We start from the raw sequence: 16839 nt of genomic DNA, 5'->3' as shown, positions 1-16839 counted from the left end.
CCGGTCGAAGGCCGCGAGTCAATCTCGTTTTGCCGCAATCCCGAAACATTAGCTAAAGAGATTGTGCGACCCGTTGCCCTCATCGCGAAGCCTTCATCCCCACCAGCCATGACAGCCCGGCATCGGTCGTGGTTTTCGGGCGATATTCGGCACCGAGCGGCCTTTCATAGCCGAGAGCATCAAGCAACTGTACAATATGCCGGTAATCCAGTTCGCCGTGGTCGGGCTCGGCTCTATCCGGCACAGCCGCAATCTGGACATGCCCGATATGCGGCTGCAACGCTTCCAGCCGTTTGCTGATATCGCCTTCCATGATTTGAAGATGGTAGCAATCGAACATCAGCTTCAGATTGCTTGCCGCCACTTCTTGAATGATTGCAATAGCTTGTTCTGATGTCTTCAGAAAATATCCCGGCGCATCACGATGATTGAGCGGTTCGATCAAGATCGTTATACCGTGGGTGGCGGCCAGTTCGCAGGCATAAGTAAGATTTGCAATGAATATGCGATGCGCCGCTTCGCCTTCTGCTTTTCCGGCCATCACATGGATATTCAGGGCACCGATGGCGACGGCATAATCCACAGCCTGACGAATCGCTGCCTGCGCCTCATCTTCCCTTCCGGCAAGCGCCGCCAGACCGTTCTCGCCAGCCTCGACATTGCCGCGAATTGTATTGAGGCCAAGCATCGTCAATTCGGTATCGCGCAAGGCGGCAGCGACATCGCCAGGTTCGAATTTATAGGGCCAATGGCATTCCACAGCATCGAAACCGGCGGCCTTTGCAGCGCGGATGGCGTCAGGCAGCGGCAATTCTTGCCAGAGAAAGCCGAGATTGGCTGAAAAACGCGCCATATCAATCCCACTCCACATCAAATTTATCGACGATCTGGCGGATTTGCGCCTCCGTCAGCATGTTCGGTTTCAAACCGCGCGTGAGCATGGCGAGCTTCGCGGTTTCCTCAAGCTCTTCAACGGCATAGACCGCCGCTTCCAGATCCTTGGCGGCAACGACCGGACCGTGATTAGCCAGCATTACGGCGCTTCGCTTGCCTGCCAGACCACGAATCGCATCGCCCATCGCGGGATCGCCGGGGATGAAATAGGGCAGCAGCTTTACCTTACCGAGTTTCATAATCGAATAGGCGGTCAGCGGCGGGAGCATATTGTCCGGGTCCACATCCGGCAGCATGGACAGCGCGACGGAATGGCAGGAATGCAGATGCACCACAGCGCCCGTTTTGGCTGCCCGCGTTTCGTAAAATGCAGCGTGCAGCGGCATTTCCTTGGTCGGCTTGTCGCCGCCGACAAATTTGCCTTCGCTGTCAAACAAGGCCAGCCTTGCCGGATCGAGATTGCCGAAAGAACTGCCGGTCGGGGTGACGAGCAACCGCCCGTCTGACAAGCGGGCTGAAATATTGCCCGACGAACCGCCGGTGAGCCCTCGGTCGAACATGGATTTCGCCATCAGGCATATGCTTTCGCGTAGCCGCGCTTCTTCGCTCATACTGCCCCCAGCTTGCGCAGCGCCGTTTCAAAAAAGCTCTCGGAACCGAAATTACCTGATTTGAGCGCCAGCGCCGCTGTCTCGCCCTTGATCGTGGCAAAGGTCCACGGAACGCCGGGGGCGATTTCCCTGCCGACCATCACGCGCGAGACGCCAAGCGCCTGCGCCACTGCGCCGGATGTTTCACCACCCGCCACCACGAAACGGCGAATGTCAAGACTGAAAGCCTCGCGCGCCAGAGCGGCAAGAGCCTCTTCGACAATCTGGCCTGCCCGCTCCACGCCAAGCTTTTCCTGCGCCGCACGAACCGATGCGGGTTCTGCGCTGGCATAGATCAGCTTCGGTTCATTCAATGAGCGCTGCCGGAGCCACGCGAAAGCCTCGCCAGCGCCATGTTCCGCCAGTTCCAGCGGGTCGAGCCGGTAGCTCGCGGCTCTTTGCGCATAATGCGCAACCTGTTTGAGTGTCATCGCCGAACAACTGCCGGAAAGCACGATTTGGCCTTCACCAACGGCAGGCTCCTGCGCCTCTTGCCTGTCTTGCTGCAACTGCCCTGCCTCAGCCAACAGACGCGGCAATGGCATGGCAAGCGCGCTACCCCCGGTGAGCAAGGGCAGATTAAGCGTAGCCTCGGCAATGGTTCCAAGGTCCTCATCGGCGACCGCATCAACGATGACATGTGCCACGCCCTGCCCGGCCAATTCCACAAGACGCGCTTTCAAGGCATCGGCACCGCGTGCCACAACGAGGCGATTGGCCAATCGGACCTTGCCTTTGACCTGCGGTTGCAGCAAACGCACCAAGCTGGAATCCCGCATCGGCGTCAGCGGATGATCCTTCATCGGGCTTTCGTCCAGCGGCTGTTCACCGACAAAAAGATGCCCCATGAAAATGCTGCGGCCGTTTTCAGGAAAAGCCGGACAATAGATCGTCTGCGACGTGCCAATATCAGCCATCAAAGCTTCGGCGACCGGCCCAATATTGCCCTCGGCAGTGCTGTCAAAAGTCGAGCAATATTTCCAGTAGAACCGCTGCGCACTGGCAGCTTTCAGCCACGCATATGCCGCGCGCACCTGAGCGACGGCCTCATCAACGGGAACTGTCCGGCATTTCAGCGCGATGATTTCGAACGGCGCTGTCGTTTCCGCCGCGTCAGTTTCACTGGGCAATCCGAAGCGCAGCGAAACCGGATAGCCGCTGCGGGCCAATAGTCCGGCAAGGTCCGTGGCTCCGGTGAAGTCATCAGCAATGGCGCCCAATACGATAGCCATCGATTATTTCTCCATGCCCGGCAGGGCAATGCCGCTGCGCGCGGCCAAAATCTTGGCAACGGCGGCATCGTCTTCGAGGCCGAAACCGGCCTCGGATGCTTGCTTGAACAAGGCCAGCGCGGCTTCGCTAAGCGGCGTGGAGCCGCCTGCATCAGACGCTTCGCCAGCCACAATCCCCATATCCTTGACGAAAATATTGACCGCAGAACGCGGCGTATAATCACCATCGACGATATGCGGTCCGCGATTTTCGAACATCCAGGACGAACCAGCAGAAACGCGGATAACATCGAACACAGTTTGCAAGTCGAGACCCACTTTGGCGGCCAGCGTCAGCGCTTCAGCGGCAGCGGCGATGTGAACACCTGCCAGCAACTGATTGATCATCTTGACTTTTGAGCCAAGGCCCAACTCTTCCCCAAGCCGGAACACTTTGGCCGCAACGGCGTCCAGAGCCGGGGCAGCTTTGCCAAAAGCCGCATCCGCGCCGGAACCCATGACCGTTATTTCGCCGGTCAGCGCCTTTTGAAAACCGCCAGAAACCGGTGCATCGATAACCGCCATTCCCGCAGCTTCAAGCTTGGCAGCGATCTCGACCGTCACGCTTGGCGCCATTGTCACGCATAGAAGAAATACCGTGCCGGGCGCCGCAGTCTGCACCGCGCCTTTCGGGCCGAACAGCACTTCCTTGGCCTGATCGGAATTGACCACGAAGACAAAGACGACATCGCTTTTGCCCGCATCGGCAGGTGCGGAAAAAGCCTCGCCGCCTTCCGCCGCGAACCGCTTCAGCACTTCGTCACGAATATCCACGCCCTTGACTTGAAAGCCCGCGCGCAGCAGGGACAGGGCTGCGCCCCACCCCATCGAGCCAAGACCAATCACGGTTGCCGTTTTGCCCGGCGCCATGCGAACCTCCCTTTATTTCAGTTGCCTTGCCGATCAGGCCTTCTCAAGTTCATCCTCGATATGGATACGGATGATTTCATCGAAGGATTTGTCGCCGACAAAACCGAGCGCGATGGCGCGGCTCGCATCGAAGTCCTGCGCCCAACCGGCGACGATGCCTTCAATCAGCGGGTCGGACTCCCGGCGGATAAGCGCCACGGCCTTGTCGCCAGCGACACGGCGCAATGCTTCAATTTGTTCTCCAACGGTGGCAGACAAACCCGGCATATTGAGGATGCAACGATGCCCGACTTTAGCCAGATCGATAGTCGCGGCATGAAGCAGGAAGCCAACCGCCCGGCGCGGGCTCACATGCCAATGGCGTACCGATTCATCGACCGGCAGGATCGCTTCCTGTCCGACCAGCGGTTCGCGCAGAATATTGGAGAAGAAGCCCGATGCCGCCTTGTTTGGCTTGCCGGGACGAATGCAGACGGTGGGCAGGCGAATGCCGATCCCATCCAGAAAGCCTTTGCGGGCATAGTCTGCCAGCAGCAGTTCGCCGATTGCCTTTTGCGCGCCATAGCTGGTGCGCGGCGTCAGGAAAAACTCGTCGTCGATCTTTTCCGGGAATGGCGCGCCGAACACGGCAATGGACGAGGTGAAAACAACACGCGGTTTGTAGGGCGCCTTTTCGCCTTCCTTGCGGATCGCCTCGAGCAGATAGCGCGTACCGTCGAGATTGATCGCATAGCCTTTGTCGAAATCGAGTTCCGCTTCACCGGAAACGATGGCCGCCAGGTGAAAGATAAGGTCCGGTCGCTTGGCAATCAGCGCGCGTGTGACGGCTGGATCGGAAATATCCCCGGCGCTCGCATGGACCGTACCAGTAAAGCCCTCCGGCGGGGTCGGCGCAACCACATCCACCAGCGTCAACTGCTCGACGGGCTTTCCGTCAATGCCGCCATCACGGGCGATTGCTTCGGAAAGCTTGCGGCCAACCATTCCTGCTGCGCCGATAATCAAAACATGCATGCGATTTCGCCTTTCCCATTCACGGATGCTGACCGCATCCAACTCCCTCAGCCGCGCTTGTCGCGCACCTTGGCAAGCAAGTTCTTGGTTGAAACATAAATGCGTTCTTCATGCGCGGCGAAGGCCGCCATCGCCGCCTCGCGGTCGCGCTTTTCAAGCGCTTGCAAGATCGCCTGATGGTCGGAAAAACTGCCATCAATTGCGCCCGGCTGCGCAACGGCGCGGCGGCGATGCTCCAGCATATAGGTGTAAAGATCGGTAACGATGTCGGCGAGCAGCGGGTTTCCGCATTCACGATAGATCGTGACGTGAAACTCGCGGTCGCAGATCAGGAAACGAACCGGATCATTCAGGCAATCAATCTGCGCCTTGAGCGAGCGACGCAATATATCCAGCGCTTCGTCGGAAATGCGCTCGGCGGCATCGCCGACGATCTGCTGCTCGACCAGCAGTCTCGCCGCATGCACGGCATGGACATCGTAAAGATCGACATTGAGCCTTGATGTTATGCCGACCGCCATGCCGGTAAGATCGGCTTTGGCGACGCGCGTGCGCGATCCGTGCGAAACTTCCAGCACACCGCGCGCCGCAAGCGTCTGGATGGCGCTGCGCACCGTCTGGCGACTGACCGAAAGCGCTGCGGACAATTCGCGTTCGCCCGGCAGCTCATCGCCCACCGCCAGCAAACCGGACGCAATAAGCGCTGCGATCTTGTCGGCGATCACATCCTTGATGGTACGCCGCTCCAGGTTTCGCCCCAGGCCCGTGTTCTTATCGAGCAGAAGATTATGTGCGACGATCAACGCTGCTCCCACTGACCCACTGGTCTTTCCACTAGTCCAGTTGGAATTTATCGATATCGCAATGGCTGTCAAGGGCGGGCACGGGTTCGCGCCGCGATCAATTCAGATCGCAGCGTTTTTCATATCGTGTTTTTGGGAGATCGCTTAGAGCCTGAACCAAAAAGCAGCATGTGTGCGTGAAAATGGTGATTTTCGCGTACCGGAGCGGAGCGTACTTAAGGTACGTGAGCACCGGAACGTAGAAAATTGCCATTTGCAGCCGCACAGGGCGACTTTTGGAACAGGCTCTTACACCGCGTCCAGAATCCGCTTTTGCAGGTCAATCGCGCGGGCATCGGCAAGTTTGCGGCGCGGGCGCTCCAGATCAATGTCGATATCGAGCGCAATCGACCCCTCGCGTAAAACGATGACCCGATCAGCGAGTGCGACAGCTTCGGCCACATCGTGGGTGATCAGGACCGTCGTAAAGCCACGCTTCGTCCAGATGCGTTCCAGAAGACGGTGCATCTCGATACGCGTCAACGCATCGAGCGCGCCAAAGGGCTCGTCCAAAAGCAGGATTTTCGGATCGCTGACCAGCGCCCTCGCCAACGCCACACGCTGCCGCTGGCCGCCGGACAGGACGGAAGGCCAGTCATTGCCGCGCCCTTCAAGCCCCACATCCGACAGGACGGAGAGTGCGGCCTCGCGCCAGTTTTCGCCACGCGCTATGCCGACATTGTCGGTCACGCGCTGCCACGGCACCAGCCGTGCTTCCTGAAACAGCAGACGCACCGATGGGCTGATGCCAGTCAGCGCTTCTCCACCCACCGTAACGCGCCCGCCATCGGGCAGGTCGAGCCCCGAAATCAGGCGCAGAAGCGTGGACTTGCCACCGCCAGAGCGCCCGACAACGGCCAGAAACTGCCCGGACGGCACCTCCAGGTTGAAGTGCCGCAGAACCTTGAGGCTACCGAAGGTACGGTCGACACGGGAAAGCGAAATGGGCAATCCACCATCCACTTCCGCACCGCGAGCGGTCGTTGCGACATCATATGTGTCCTGAACCGCAGCCATCAGTTTTTGCCTTTCTCCGGCTGATAGGCCGGATGCCAGACAAGCACACGCTTTTCGATGAGACGGGTTGCCGTGTCGGCCACTTTGCCGAGAAGCGCATAGATGATGATGCCGAGCAACACCACATCGGTCATCAGAAACTCACGCGCATTCATGGTCATATAGCCAATGCCGCTGGTGGCCGAAATGGTCTCGGCAACGATCAGCGTCAGCCACATGAAGCCCAGAGCATAGCGCAGGCCGACAAGGATCGACGGCAGAGCACCCGGCAAGATAATGCGCTGGATCAGCGCCTTCCGATCCAACCCATAGACATGCGCCATCTCGATCAATTGGGGATCGATGGTGCGCACGCCGTAAAACGTGTTGATATAGATCGGAAAGAAAACGCCGATGGAAACGAGAAAAATCTTGGCGGTTTCATCAATCCCGAACCACAGGATGACGAGCGGAATAAGCGCCAGATGCGGGATGTTGCGCAGCATTTGCAAGGTGCTGTCGAGCAGCGTTTCGGCTGGTTTCCAGAGACCGTTGACGATCCCGGCGACAAAACCCAAGCCACCACCGATGACGAGACCGATCAAGGCGCGCTGTGTGGAAATATAGGTATGATAGATCAGCGTTCCGTCCAGCAGCGACTTCCAGAATGCCGCCGCCACCGTGCTGGGAACCGGCATCAATCGCGCCGTGATCAGGCCGGTACGCGCGGCGATCTCCCAGACGATCAAAAGAACAATCGGCAGCGCCCATGGTGCAAGCAGTTTGCCGAGCGATTTGAAACGCGGGACATTGCCTGTGCTGCTCTTACCGGCAAAGCCGGAAATGCCCGAAATGCTTGAATCCGCCATCAAACCGCTCCCTTGCGCGTCACCTCGGCAATGGAAATTTCCTTGGGAATGAGGCCGAGTTTGAAGAAGGTGTCTGCAATTTCCTGCTGCTGGGCGATGACCGCTGCATCGAGCGGCTTGACGCCATAGGACTGACGCTCAACGGCACGGACAAGAACATTTTCCGGAATGCCGACCGAAGGCGCAAGTTCTGCCGCGACCGTCGCCGTATTGTCCTTGATCCATGTATCGATCTCGGCAATCGCATCGATAACGATATCGATGGCTTGCGGGTTCGCATCCACAAAGGGCTTTGCGCCAAGATAGAACTGATGGTTGGGCACAAGCCCTTCGCCGTTGCGCAACTCGCGCGCTTCAATGGCGATTTCCGCTGCGGCCTGAAAAGGATCCCAGATCACCCAGGCATCGACTGCGCCACGCTCAAAAGCGGCGCGCGCATCGGCAGGTGGCAGGAAGGTGGTTTTGATGTCGGTATAGGCAAGGCCTGCATCTTCAAGCGCCTTGACCAGAAGGTAGTGAACATTCGAACCTTTGTTGAGCGCGACGTTCTTGCCCTTCAGCTCTGCAACCGTCTTGATGGGGCTGTCCTTCGGCACCAGAATGGCCTCGCCGGTCGGCGCCGGAGGCTCATGCGCAATATAGACAAGCGGCGCACCGGCTGCCTGCGCGAAGATCGGCGGCGTTTCGCCGGTGGTGCCAAAATCAACCGCGCCGACATTCAGCGCTTCGAGAAGCTGTGGCCCTGCCGGAAACTCGGTCCAGCGCACGTCAAAGCCGATCTTCTGCAACTTCTCTTCGAGAATGCCGCGCGCCTTGAGCAGAACCAGCGTGCCGTATTTCTGGTAACCGATGCGCAGCACGTTTTCCTGCGCGAAAGCAGGCACACTGCCGATCAATGGTAATGCAGCCGAACCGGCGAGAAGTCCTGCAAATTTACGTCTTGTAATGCGCATCAATACTGCTCCTGAAACACCGGCTTCTTCTTGTTCTTATGTTAGAGACAAATAAGCGCAGCCACAGAAACGAACGTCTAACCTCACGGGGTTCAGGGGAAATTCTTTACTTCTCGAACGCTATCGCCGCGCAAGACAGTGCACGACATATTGTAAAGCCTGCTGCCTCAATCGCGCCCCGCCCAGGGCACCAGCACGGATTCAAGCTTGCGCAACGACAGTTCAAACGCAAAAGCGATCAGCGCAATGACGATAATGCCCATGATCACCACATCGGTCACAAGGAACTGCGCGGCCGACTGGATCATGAAACCAAGGCCTCTGGTCGCTGCAACCAGTTCCGCGGCTACCAGCGTGGTCCAGCCTGCGCCCAGCGCAATGCGCACCCCGGTAAAGATCGAGGGCAGCGTATGCGGCAGCACAACGAAACGCACCAGTTGCCGACGACTTGCATCGAAGGCGCGCGCAGCATTCAAACGCTCCTGCGAAACGCTGCGCACGCCGGATGCCGTGGAAAGCGCAATCGGCGCCAGCATCGCCAAAAAGATGACCAGCACTTTCGACGTTTCGCCGATGCCGAACCAGATCACCACCAGCGGCAGATAAGCAAGCGGCGGGATCGGGCGCAGAAATTCCAGAATGGGGTCGAGAATACCCCGCCCGACGGGACTAAGGCCAATGGCAAGGCCGACCGGCACGGCAATGACGATCGAAACGACCAGCGCCGCAAAAACGCGGGCAAGACTCGCGATCAGATGCTGCGCCAGCGTCGCATCGACGAAACCGTTTTGCGCCACGCTGAAAAACTTGGCCAGAACCTGTGCGGGCGACGGCAAAAAGACCGGCGAGACCAGTTTCAGGCTTGCCGCCAACCACCAGACAAGGATGAGAGCAACAATCGTCGCCGCGCTGATCGCACGCGTGCCGGAAAATAACGACAGCCATGGCCGTGAACCCAGCCGGGGCAGATCAGTGGAACTCTCCGATTTGCTTTGCGCAATATCGTCATAGCTGCGCGTTTCTGTCGAAACACTCATGCGGCTTCTCCTTCGAATATGGCATCCGCCAGTTCGCCCCGCGCTTGCAGGAACGCCGGGTCCGTCTTGATGGACCGCACTGGCTCGCCCGCCAGATAACGCCTGCCGAAATTCACATCGAACACCCGCTCGATCCGCCCCGGATGCGGCAGCATCACGACAATTCTGGTTGCGAGCAGCAATGCTTCCTCAATGCCATGCGTGACCATCAGGACGCCCGCCGCGCTTTTGCCCCATATGTCGAGCAACAGCGTCTGCATGCGTTCACGCGTCAGCGCGTCGAGTGCGCCCAGCGGCTCGTCCATCAATAGAAAATCCGGCTTTGAGGCCAGCGCCCGCGCCAGTCCGACACGCTGGCGCATGCCGCCCGACAATTCCCAGATCGCCTTGTCGCCCGCGCCTTCCAACCGGACCTGCGCCAGCAATTCATCGGCGATGCGGCGTCGCTCGCTCTGGGGAATGGCTTTCAGTCGCAAGGCAAAGGCGACATTGTCGCGCGTGTTGAACCATGGAAACAGCGCATCGTGTTGGAACACCACCGCCCGCCCTTGTCCTGCACCTTGCAGACGAACACCGTTTCGCGTCACCGCGCCGCTTTGCGGCTGCAACAATCCGGCAGCGACATTGAGCAACGACGTTTTTCCGCAACCTGAACGCCCGGTGAGTACAACGAATTCGCCCGCCGAGAGGTCAAGCGATACATTGTTGAGCGCCGGTGTCGCAGTGCCGCCATAGTGCACGCTGATCTGACTGAGTTTGAGCTGGCTCATATGCCCTACCTGTTACCGCAAATGCCCCTGCCCGCCGGAATGGTCGGCGGACAGGGGTTTGTTCGATCTGAAACGCTCAGGATCAGTTGCTGGCGAGCGCGTCCGTCACGAATTTCGTGGTGACGTAAGGCGCATAATCCGGCAGCGCGTTGTCGATCTTGCCCTGCTCCTTCAGGAAGGCGGAAGTGTCCGCAATCGCCTTCACGGTTGCGCCGCCCAGATAGTCGGCAGAGGCCTGATCCTTCAGCGACGGATAGACATAGCCTTTCAGGAGCGCTGGAATTTCTTCCTGCTTGGCGCCGGTCAGGCGGGCAATCTTTTCCGCCTGCGGTGATTTGGCATCCCAGGCTTCCGGCTTGGAATTATAGGCATCATAGGCCTTGCCGGTTACCTTCACGAAATCCCGTACCGCTGCCGGATGCTCGCTGGCGAAATCCTTGCGGACGATCCATGCGTCAAAGGTTGGCGCACCCCATTCGGCAACCTTGGCCGAATCCAGAATGACTTTGCCCTTGGTCTTGATCTGGCCCAATGCCGGGTCCCAGACATAAGCGGCGTCAATGTCGCCGCGTTCGAAAGCGGCGGCAATTTCCGGCGGACGCAGATTGAGGATTTCCACCGACTTGCTGTCCATGCCCTCATGCTTGAGCGCGGCCAGCAGGCTGTAATGCGTGGTCGAGACAAACGGCACGGCAACCTTCTTGCCTGCGAGGTCCTTGACGGAGGCGGCATCCCGCGCGACCAGCGCCTCGGATTCACCGATCAGCCCCACGACGAAAAACGTCTCAATCGGCAGTTCGCGGCTGGCGGCAGCAGCCAGCGGGCTGGAGCCGACATAGCCGATGTCGATATCGCCGGAAGCCACAGCCGCAATCACATCCGCGCCTGAATCGAACTTGCGCCAATTGATGTCGGCATTGGCCGCCTTTTCATATTCGCCATCGGCCTGCGCAACCTTCGACGGCTCAACCACCGTTTGATAACCGATATTGATTTTTACATCAGCGGCGGAGCTTGCGCTTGCAGCCACCACCCCAATAACAGCCGTGGAAGCGGCCAGAAAAATACGTCTTGTAAGTATTGTCATCCTACGCCCTCGTTCAAGCTGTCGATTACCCCGAAAGCGCCAGCCTGTGCCCCGGCCTCAAGCGCTTCCAATACCAACAATGATCGAGCAACGCGCGGCGGTTGTAGAGGAACGGGATACCAATTTTACGTGCAAAGGAAAAATATTCGCACCACCGGCAACGTCGGGATATGCACCCAAAAGAGGACTATCCGTCCGCGCGGCAGAAGCTACATTGCTGTTATAGGACATTGACGCTTGTGCTACTTTGTGGAAGGTAATTTTGATGCAGCATGCAGCGAATATCGGGCGCCATCATGTATGATTATTGTCTCGTTGGTGGCGGTATTGTCGGCCTTGCCACGGCGCTTACCATTGTCAGGAGAGAGCCTTCAGCCCGCATTCTGGTGCTGGAAAAGGAAAACGCCGTTGCGATGCATCAGACCGGCCATAATAGCGGTGTGATCCATGCGGGCATCTATTATCAGCCCGGCAGCTTCAAGGCAGAGCTTTGCCGCGCTGGCGAACGCATGACGAAGCAGTTTTGTGACGAGAACAACATAGCCTATCGCGTTCCGGGCAAGCTTGTCGTGGCGACCAACGATGTGGAAGTGCAGCGCCTTGCTGCCCTTGAAACCAATGCCGCCGCAAACGGCATCACCTGCCGCCGTCTCAATGGCGGTGAATTACGCGAATTCGAACCCGCTGTGACCGGACTTGCCGCTTTGTTGGTCGAGCAAAGCGGTATTGTTGATTATCGCGCGGTCTGCCGCGCCATGGCCGATCTCATTCGCGCCGCGGGCGGCGATATCGTATTCAATATCAGTGTCGATCGCATTGAAGAACGGGCGGATAACGCGCGCGTTCATGCGGGCGACAAGGTTTGGGAAAGCAGGCAGGTTATCGCCTGCGCCGGTCTGCAGGCCGACCGCCTTGCCCGCCGGTCGGGCGTCGATATCGATTTCCAGATCGTGCCGTTTCGCGGCGAATACTATGCCTTACGGCCCGAATTGAACAAACTCGTTGAACGAATGATCTATCCGGTGCCCGATCCTTCAATGCCGTTTCTCGGCATACATCTGACGCCAATGATCGATGGCAGCCTGACCGTCGGTCCCAATGCCGTTTTGGGTCTTTCCCGCGAGGGTTATCCCAAATTCTCGGCGAGTCTGCGTGACATGGCGACTTATGCCGCATTTCCGGGCTTCTGGAAGGTGATTACTGCCCATCTTTCGTCCGGGTTCGAAGAAATGAAGGATAGCCTCCTCAAGACGAGCTATCTGGAAAAATGCCGGAAATATTGCCCTTCCCTGCAGGAAAGCGACCTGCGTCCTTATCGTGCGGGGATAAGGGCGCAAGCCGTTTCGCGAGACGGCAAGCTCATTCACGACTTCAAATTCCACCAGACCAAACGTGTGCTGCATGTGTGCAATGCACCGTCCCCAGCTGCAACATCGGCCATACCGATCGGAAATCTGATCTTTCAACGCTTGCAAACAGGCAATTGAACAGGCGTTTTTCTCCATCATAAAATGAAAACCCGCATCATCGCTGATGCGGGTTTTGTTTGTCCCTTGAAGGCGTTTTCAGATCAACTGCGACCGAGCGAGGCCGCGACCTCATCCAGCGACTTCTTCGTTGCCGCAACAACATCATCGACCTGCGCAGGCGTGATGATCATCGGCGGACAGAAGGCAATTGCGTCGCCCATATTGCGGGTGATGACCCCATTGCCGAACATCGCAGCATTGGCAAGACCGCCCAGCGCGCCAACCTTCTCATGCGGTGCCTTGGTGGCCTTGTCGCCAACCAGCTCAAGTGCCGCAATGAGACCAACGCCTCGCACTTCGCCGACCAGCGGATGATCGGCCAGTTCGCGCAGGCGCTTTTGCATATAGGCACCCGTTTCACGCGCATTGGTCACCAGATCACGCTCTTCGATAATCTTGAGATTCTCAACCGCAACGGCGGCTGCGACCGGATGGCCCGATCCCGTATAGCCGTGACCGAACACGCCAAGACGCGCGCTTTCATCGGCCACCGGCTGATAGACGCGGTCGTTGAACATGAAAGCCGAGATCGGCAGATAAGACGACGAAATCTGCTTCGACAGCGTCATGATATCCGGCTTCATGTTGAAGGTCTGCGAACCGAACATGTTGCCGGTACGACCAAAACCGCAGATCACTTCGTCGGCGATCAGCAGAATATCGTATTTCTGCAGCACGGCCTGAATCTTTTCCCAATAACCTTCCGGTGGCACGACAACGCCCCCTGCGCCCATCACCGGCTCGCCGATGAAAGCTGCAACCGTTTCCGGTCCTTCCGCGAGGATCATGTCCTCCAATTCCTTGGCAAGACGCGTGGTGAATTCATCCACCGTCTCGCCCGGCAGCGCATCGCGGTAATAATGCGGACACGTCGTGTGCAGGAAGCCTGGCAGGGGCAGATTGAACGAGTTGTGATTGACCGGCAGGCCGGTGGCGCTGGCCGAAGCAATCGTCACACCATGATAACCGCGCTTGCGACCGATAATCTTGGTGCGCTGCGGCTGGCCCATGGCATTAGCGCGGAACCACAACATCTTGATAATCGTGTCGTTGGCTTCGGAGCCGGAATTGGTGAAATAAACCTTGCTCATCGGCACCGGCGCAATGCTGATCAGCTTTTCAGCCAGTTCGATAACCGGCGGATGCGAGCGATGCGTGAAAGTATGCGAATAAGGCAACTTCAGCATCTGCTTATGCGCTGCATCGGCCAGACGCTTTTCCGAAAAGCCGACGCCGACGCTCCAAAGCCCAGCCATCGCCTCAATGTAGCGCTTGCCGTTATTGTCTTCGACGTAGATGCCATCGCCCTTTTCAATCACCACCGGGCCGATTTCTTCATGACGGCGCGCATTGGTGTTTGAATGGAAATGATAAGCGATATCGCGAGCTTCAACGGAATTGGGCTGTCTGGTCATTCGAATTCCCCTTTTAAATCCGATCAGAGCAGCTTTCACGTCACTCATCTATAGCCGCTTCAACGGCAATATTATCCTGCCAGCGCCCGAGATGCGGAAAACCACTTGTCGTTAGGATCGAAGCTATAAACAAATAATCTTTGGCGCAACGAGAACGAAAACCGTTTTCGAGAAAATCTGGACCGCCGAGGAATAATGCAGTCACTCGCCAGCTTCTTCCATCTGCGGACGCTTCTTCTTCCGCGATGACAGAACCGAATCGCTCTGCCGGATCACAAGGTCAGCGCCCACAAGCACCTTGACCGCAGGCTGTTTGTCAGCCGCATTGATCAGATCGTCCAGTATCGACACGGCCAGATTGCCGATCTTGCGCTTGGAGACATCCACCGTCGTCAGCATCGGCTCCATGGTGGCGCTCTGCGGCAGATTGTCGAAGCCGATCACCGAAACATCTTCCGGTATGCGCACGCCGCTTTCCTTCAGGGCCCGGATGAAGCCATAGGCAATAATGTCATTGGTGCAGAAATAGCATTCGGCAAGCTCATGCCCCGATTGCAGCAATTCGCGCGTGTCGCGATAAGCGCCTTCATAGGTCGATTCGACCGACAGGATATCCTCGGGCTGAACCTTGAGGTTCAACCGCTGCATGTTCTTTACATAGGCTTCACGACGCAACCGGAAGTTCATCGTCTCGGTGGGGCTCGCAACAAAGCCTATGCGGGAGAAGCCGGACTGCTTGAAATGCGACAGCACCTTGAAGACGGCGTCTTCATTGTTCATGTCGACAAAATTGGCCTCAACGACATCGTAAAACGTATCGATGAAGACCGTGGGCAGGCCCATGCCCTGTATCATGTGGATATCAACCGCCGACAATTCGGTGCCGAGCGCGATGACACCGCGAACCGGCGCACCCGCCAGCGACTCGGCCACGGCGCTGACCGGCTGCCCCTCGAAGCTCGCCACCTCCAGCGTGTAATTGCGGCGGGACGCTTCCGACGACATGCCGTCGATATAGTCCGAAACGAATACGCTGTGATCGCGATTGACCGTGCCGCCGTGCTTGGAAATTTTAAGGAAGCGAATCGTCTCGCCCGGCCCTGTGGTGCCGTTGCTGGTCTTGGCCACACGCGGCACGTAATTCAGCCGCGACACGGCTTCAAGAACACGCGTGCGGGTCTCGCCAGAGATTTCTCCCTTGCCGTTGAGCACAAGCGAAACCGTGGCGGGGGAAACACCCGCATTCTCGGCAATATCTCTGATCGTAAAAGATTTCTTCTTTTTCATACGCTCCGCACGGCTGCCGTCATCAGCACGTCATTCCCCTCTTGGACCCATTCGGCCCCACCGCCCGCTCAGGCAAAGCCAGAAAGGATGGGCTGGAATCCTCTTCAATGCGCATCTTATTCGGAAATCCGCATCATGCTACTGAGAAAGCACCACGATAAAACACAATTTGTTTAGTAAACACAACAGCCGTGTTTTTAAAACGATTAAGCTGAAAACCTGCGCAAATCAACGGAATTTTCAGCAGCATCCGCTTGACATCGCCGTCAGCTAGGCAATAGGTTTAGTGAAATAAGTTTTTGTTTAGTAAACGCTGTAGGAGGAGACCATGCAGAGGACAAGCAACCCGCTTGCCATGCTTGTTGTCATTAATGTGGGATTGCTCGCGCTTGGCGCGTACATCTCCGGCGGGTCTTTTCTCTCCCTGTTCAACTTGCAGTCCATGGCTGGTCAGGTGCCTGAAATCGGCCTTCTCGCCATCGGCGTGATGCTGGCCATGTGCGCCGGCAATGGCGGCATCGACCTTTCGGGTATCGCGCTTGCCAATCTCGCAGGCGTGGTTGCAGCGGTTATTGCATCGTCTTTCGTGTCGGCCTCTGTCAATCCGCTCGGTTTCAGCATTGCATTCATCGTGCTTGCGCTGATCGTCGGCCTTGCAGGCGGCATTATCAATGGCATCCTGATTGCGCGTTTCAACATCACGCCCATTCTCTGCACGCTCGGCACGCAGATGGCTTTCATGGGTCTGGCCGTCGTGGTCTCGGAAGGCCGCGCCGTGATGGTCGGCAGCCCTGACCTGTTGTCGCGCATCGGCAATGACATGTTCCTCGCCGTCCCGATCAGCTTTCTGATTTTCCTTGCGGTCGCCATTCTGATCGGCGCCGTGGTTCGCTTCACGCCTTTCGGCGCATGGCTGATGCTGATGGGCACCAACCCGAAGGCAGCCGTCTTCGCCGGTTTTCCCCGCGCCCGCGTTCTGATTGCGACCTATGCAACAAGCGGCCTTCTGGCAGGCATTGCAGGCATCATCATCGCCGCACGCAACGTCAATGTGAAATATGATTACGGCAGCTCTTATCTGCTGGTCGCCATTCTCATCGTCGTGATGGCAGGCGTGAAGCCAGAAGGTGGTTACGGTCGTATCATCTGCGTGGTGCTGAGCGCCATCGCCTTGCAGCTCATGTCGAGCCTGCTCAACTTCGGTGGACTGTCCAACTTCGTCCGCGACTTTGCCTGGGGGCTGCTACTGCTCGCATTCCTCGCTGTCGGACGCTACGACGTCGCCAGTTTCTTTACCTTGGGCAATCGCTCCAAGGCACCCATTGGTGCTCAACCCTCAAGCACCAAACCGTAAT

Annotated in this window: 17 protein-coding genes; 2 read left to right on the top strand and 15 right to left on the bottom strand. The window is 57.8% G+C overall.

The window, feature by feature from the left end:
- Nucleotides 1–79 precede the first annotated feature (79 nt).
- The 12 genes from QLQ11_RS13055 to tauA form a co-directional block, all read right to left on the bottom strand.
- Entirely contained in the window at nucleotides 80–853 is a 774-nt protein-coding gene (locus QLQ11_RS13055) for a hydroxypyruvate isomerase family protein (protein ID WP_109367632.1), read from the bottom strand.
- Between the two features lies 1 nt (nucleotide 854).
- Nucleotides 855–1505 (bottom strand): 3-oxo-tetronate 4-phosphate decarboxylase, encoded by a 651-nt coding sequence (otnC, locus tag QLQ11_RS13050; protein WP_109367633.1) that lies wholly within the window; start codon nucleotides 1503–1505, stop codon nucleotides 855–857.
- Nucleotides 1502–2776, bottom strand: coding sequence for a 3-oxo-tetronate kinase (gene otnK, locus QLQ11_RS13045; protein WP_109367634.1), 1275 nt, complete (start codon nucleotides 2774–2776; stop codon nucleotides 1502–1504). Before otnK ends, otnC begins: the two co-directional genes overlap by 4 nt.
- A 3-nt stretch (nucleotides 2777–2779) precedes the next feature.
- On the bottom strand, nucleotides 2780–3685 hold the full coding sequence (gene ltnD, locus QLQ11_RS13040; protein ID WP_109367635.1) for an L-threonate dehydrogenase: 906 nt from the start codon (nucleotides 3683–3685) through the stop codon (nucleotides 2780–2782).
- A 33-nt stretch (nucleotides 3686–3718) separates the two neighbouring features.
- Nucleotides 3719–4699 carry a D-erythronate dehydrogenase gene (gene denD, locus QLQ11_RS13035; protein WP_109367636.1) on the bottom strand — a complete coding sequence of 327 codons (981 nt, stop codon included), beginning with the start codon at nucleotides 4697–4699 and terminating at the stop codon, nucleotides 3719–3721.
- 47 nt (nucleotides 4700–4746) lie between these two features.
- A complete protein-coding gene (locus QLQ11_RS13030) occupies nucleotides 4747–5502 on the bottom strand; it encodes a FadR/GntR family transcriptional regulator (protein WP_121538761.1) in 756 nt (251 codons plus the stop codon).
- Between the two features lie 288 nt (nucleotides 5503–5790).
- Nucleotides 5791–6558, bottom strand: a complete 768-nt coding sequence (locus QLQ11_RS13025; RefSeq protein WP_109367638.1) for an ABC transporter ATP-binding protein — start codon at nucleotides 6556–6558, stop codon at nucleotides 5791–5793.
- Entirely contained in the window at nucleotides 6558–7406 is an 849-nt protein-coding gene (locus tag QLQ11_RS13020; protein ID WP_109367639.1) for an ABC transporter permease subunit, read from the bottom strand. The genes QLQ11_RS13025 and QLQ11_RS13020 overlap by 1 nt, the downstream gene beginning before the upstream one ends.
- On the bottom strand, nucleotides 7406–8359 hold the full coding sequence (locus tag QLQ11_RS13015; protein ID WP_109367640.1) for a sulfonate ABC transporter substrate-binding protein: 954 nt from the start codon (nucleotides 8357–8359) through the stop codon (nucleotides 7406–7408). Before QLQ11_RS13015 ends, QLQ11_RS13020 begins: the two co-directional genes overlap by 1 nt.
- A gap of 167 nt (nucleotides 8360–8526) precedes the next feature.
- Complete coding sequence (gene tauC, locus QLQ11_RS13010; protein WP_121538756.1) at nucleotides 8527–9396, bottom strand: taurine ABC transporter permease TauC; 870 nt, start codon at nucleotides 9394–9396, stop codon at nucleotides 8527–8529.
- A complete protein-coding gene (locus tag QLQ11_RS13005) occupies nucleotides 9393–10166 on the bottom strand; it encodes a taurine ABC transporter ATP-binding protein (protein ID WP_109367642.1) in 774 nt (257 codons plus the stop codon). The genes tauC and QLQ11_RS13005 overlap by 4 nt, the downstream gene beginning before the upstream one ends.
- Before the next feature lie 82 nt (nucleotides 10167–10248).
- Entirely contained in the window at nucleotides 10249–11253 is a 1005-nt protein-coding gene (gene tauA, locus QLQ11_RS13000) for a taurine ABC transporter substrate-binding protein (RefSeq protein ID WP_109367643.1), read from the bottom strand.
- Nucleotides 11254–11549: 296 nt separating this feature from the next.
- Between tauA and lhgO the strand changes: the two genes are divergently transcribed.
- Entirely contained in the window at nucleotides 11550–12740 is a 1191-nt protein-coding gene (lhgO, locus tag QLQ11_RS12995; RefSeq protein ID WP_209445991.1) for an L-2-hydroxyglutarate oxidase, read from the top strand.
- Between the two features lie 83 nt (nucleotides 12741–12823).
- Here the strand turns inward: lhgO and QLQ11_RS12990 are convergent, their stop codons facing one another.
- The 3 genes from QLQ11_RS12990 to QLQ11_RS12980 are packed head-to-tail and all read right to left on the bottom strand — an operon-like array spanning nucleotide 12824 to nucleotide 15484.
- Nucleotides 12824–14197 (bottom strand): aspartate aminotransferase family protein, encoded by a 1374-nt coding sequence (locus tag QLQ11_RS12990; RefSeq protein WP_109367644.1) that lies wholly within the window; start codon nucleotides 14195–14197, stop codon nucleotides 12824–12826.
- Nucleotides 14198–14237: 40 nt separating this feature from the next.
- Complete coding sequence (locus QLQ11_RS12985; RefSeq protein ID WP_167836100.1) at nucleotides 14238–14402, bottom strand: hypothetical protein; 165 nt, start codon at nucleotides 14400–14402, stop codon at nucleotides 14238–14240.
- Complete coding sequence (locus tag QLQ11_RS12980; protein ID WP_109367645.1) at nucleotides 14399–15484, bottom strand: LacI family DNA-binding transcriptional regulator; 1086 nt, start codon at nucleotides 15482–15484, stop codon at nucleotides 14399–14401. The genes QLQ11_RS12985 and QLQ11_RS12980 overlap by 4 nt, the downstream gene beginning before the upstream one ends.
- A 328-nt stretch (nucleotides 15485–15812) precedes the next feature.
- On the opposite strand from QLQ11_RS12980, the gene QLQ11_RS12975 reads away from it, so the two are divergent.
- Nucleotides 15813–16838, top strand: coding sequence for an ABC transporter permease (locus QLQ11_RS12975; RefSeq protein WP_109367646.1), 1026 nt, complete (start codon nucleotides 15813–15815; stop codon nucleotides 16836–16838).
- Nucleotide 16839 lies beyond the last annotated feature (1 nt).

It is taken from the genome of Ochrobactrum sp. SSR, assembly GCF_030067775.1.
Lineage (GTDB): Bacteria > Pseudomonadota > Alphaproteobacteria > Rhizobiales > Rhizobiaceae > Brucella > Brucella teleogrylli.
Note: the sequence above shows the minus strand (reverse complement) of the source record. Positions and strands in the feature narration are given on the sequence as shown.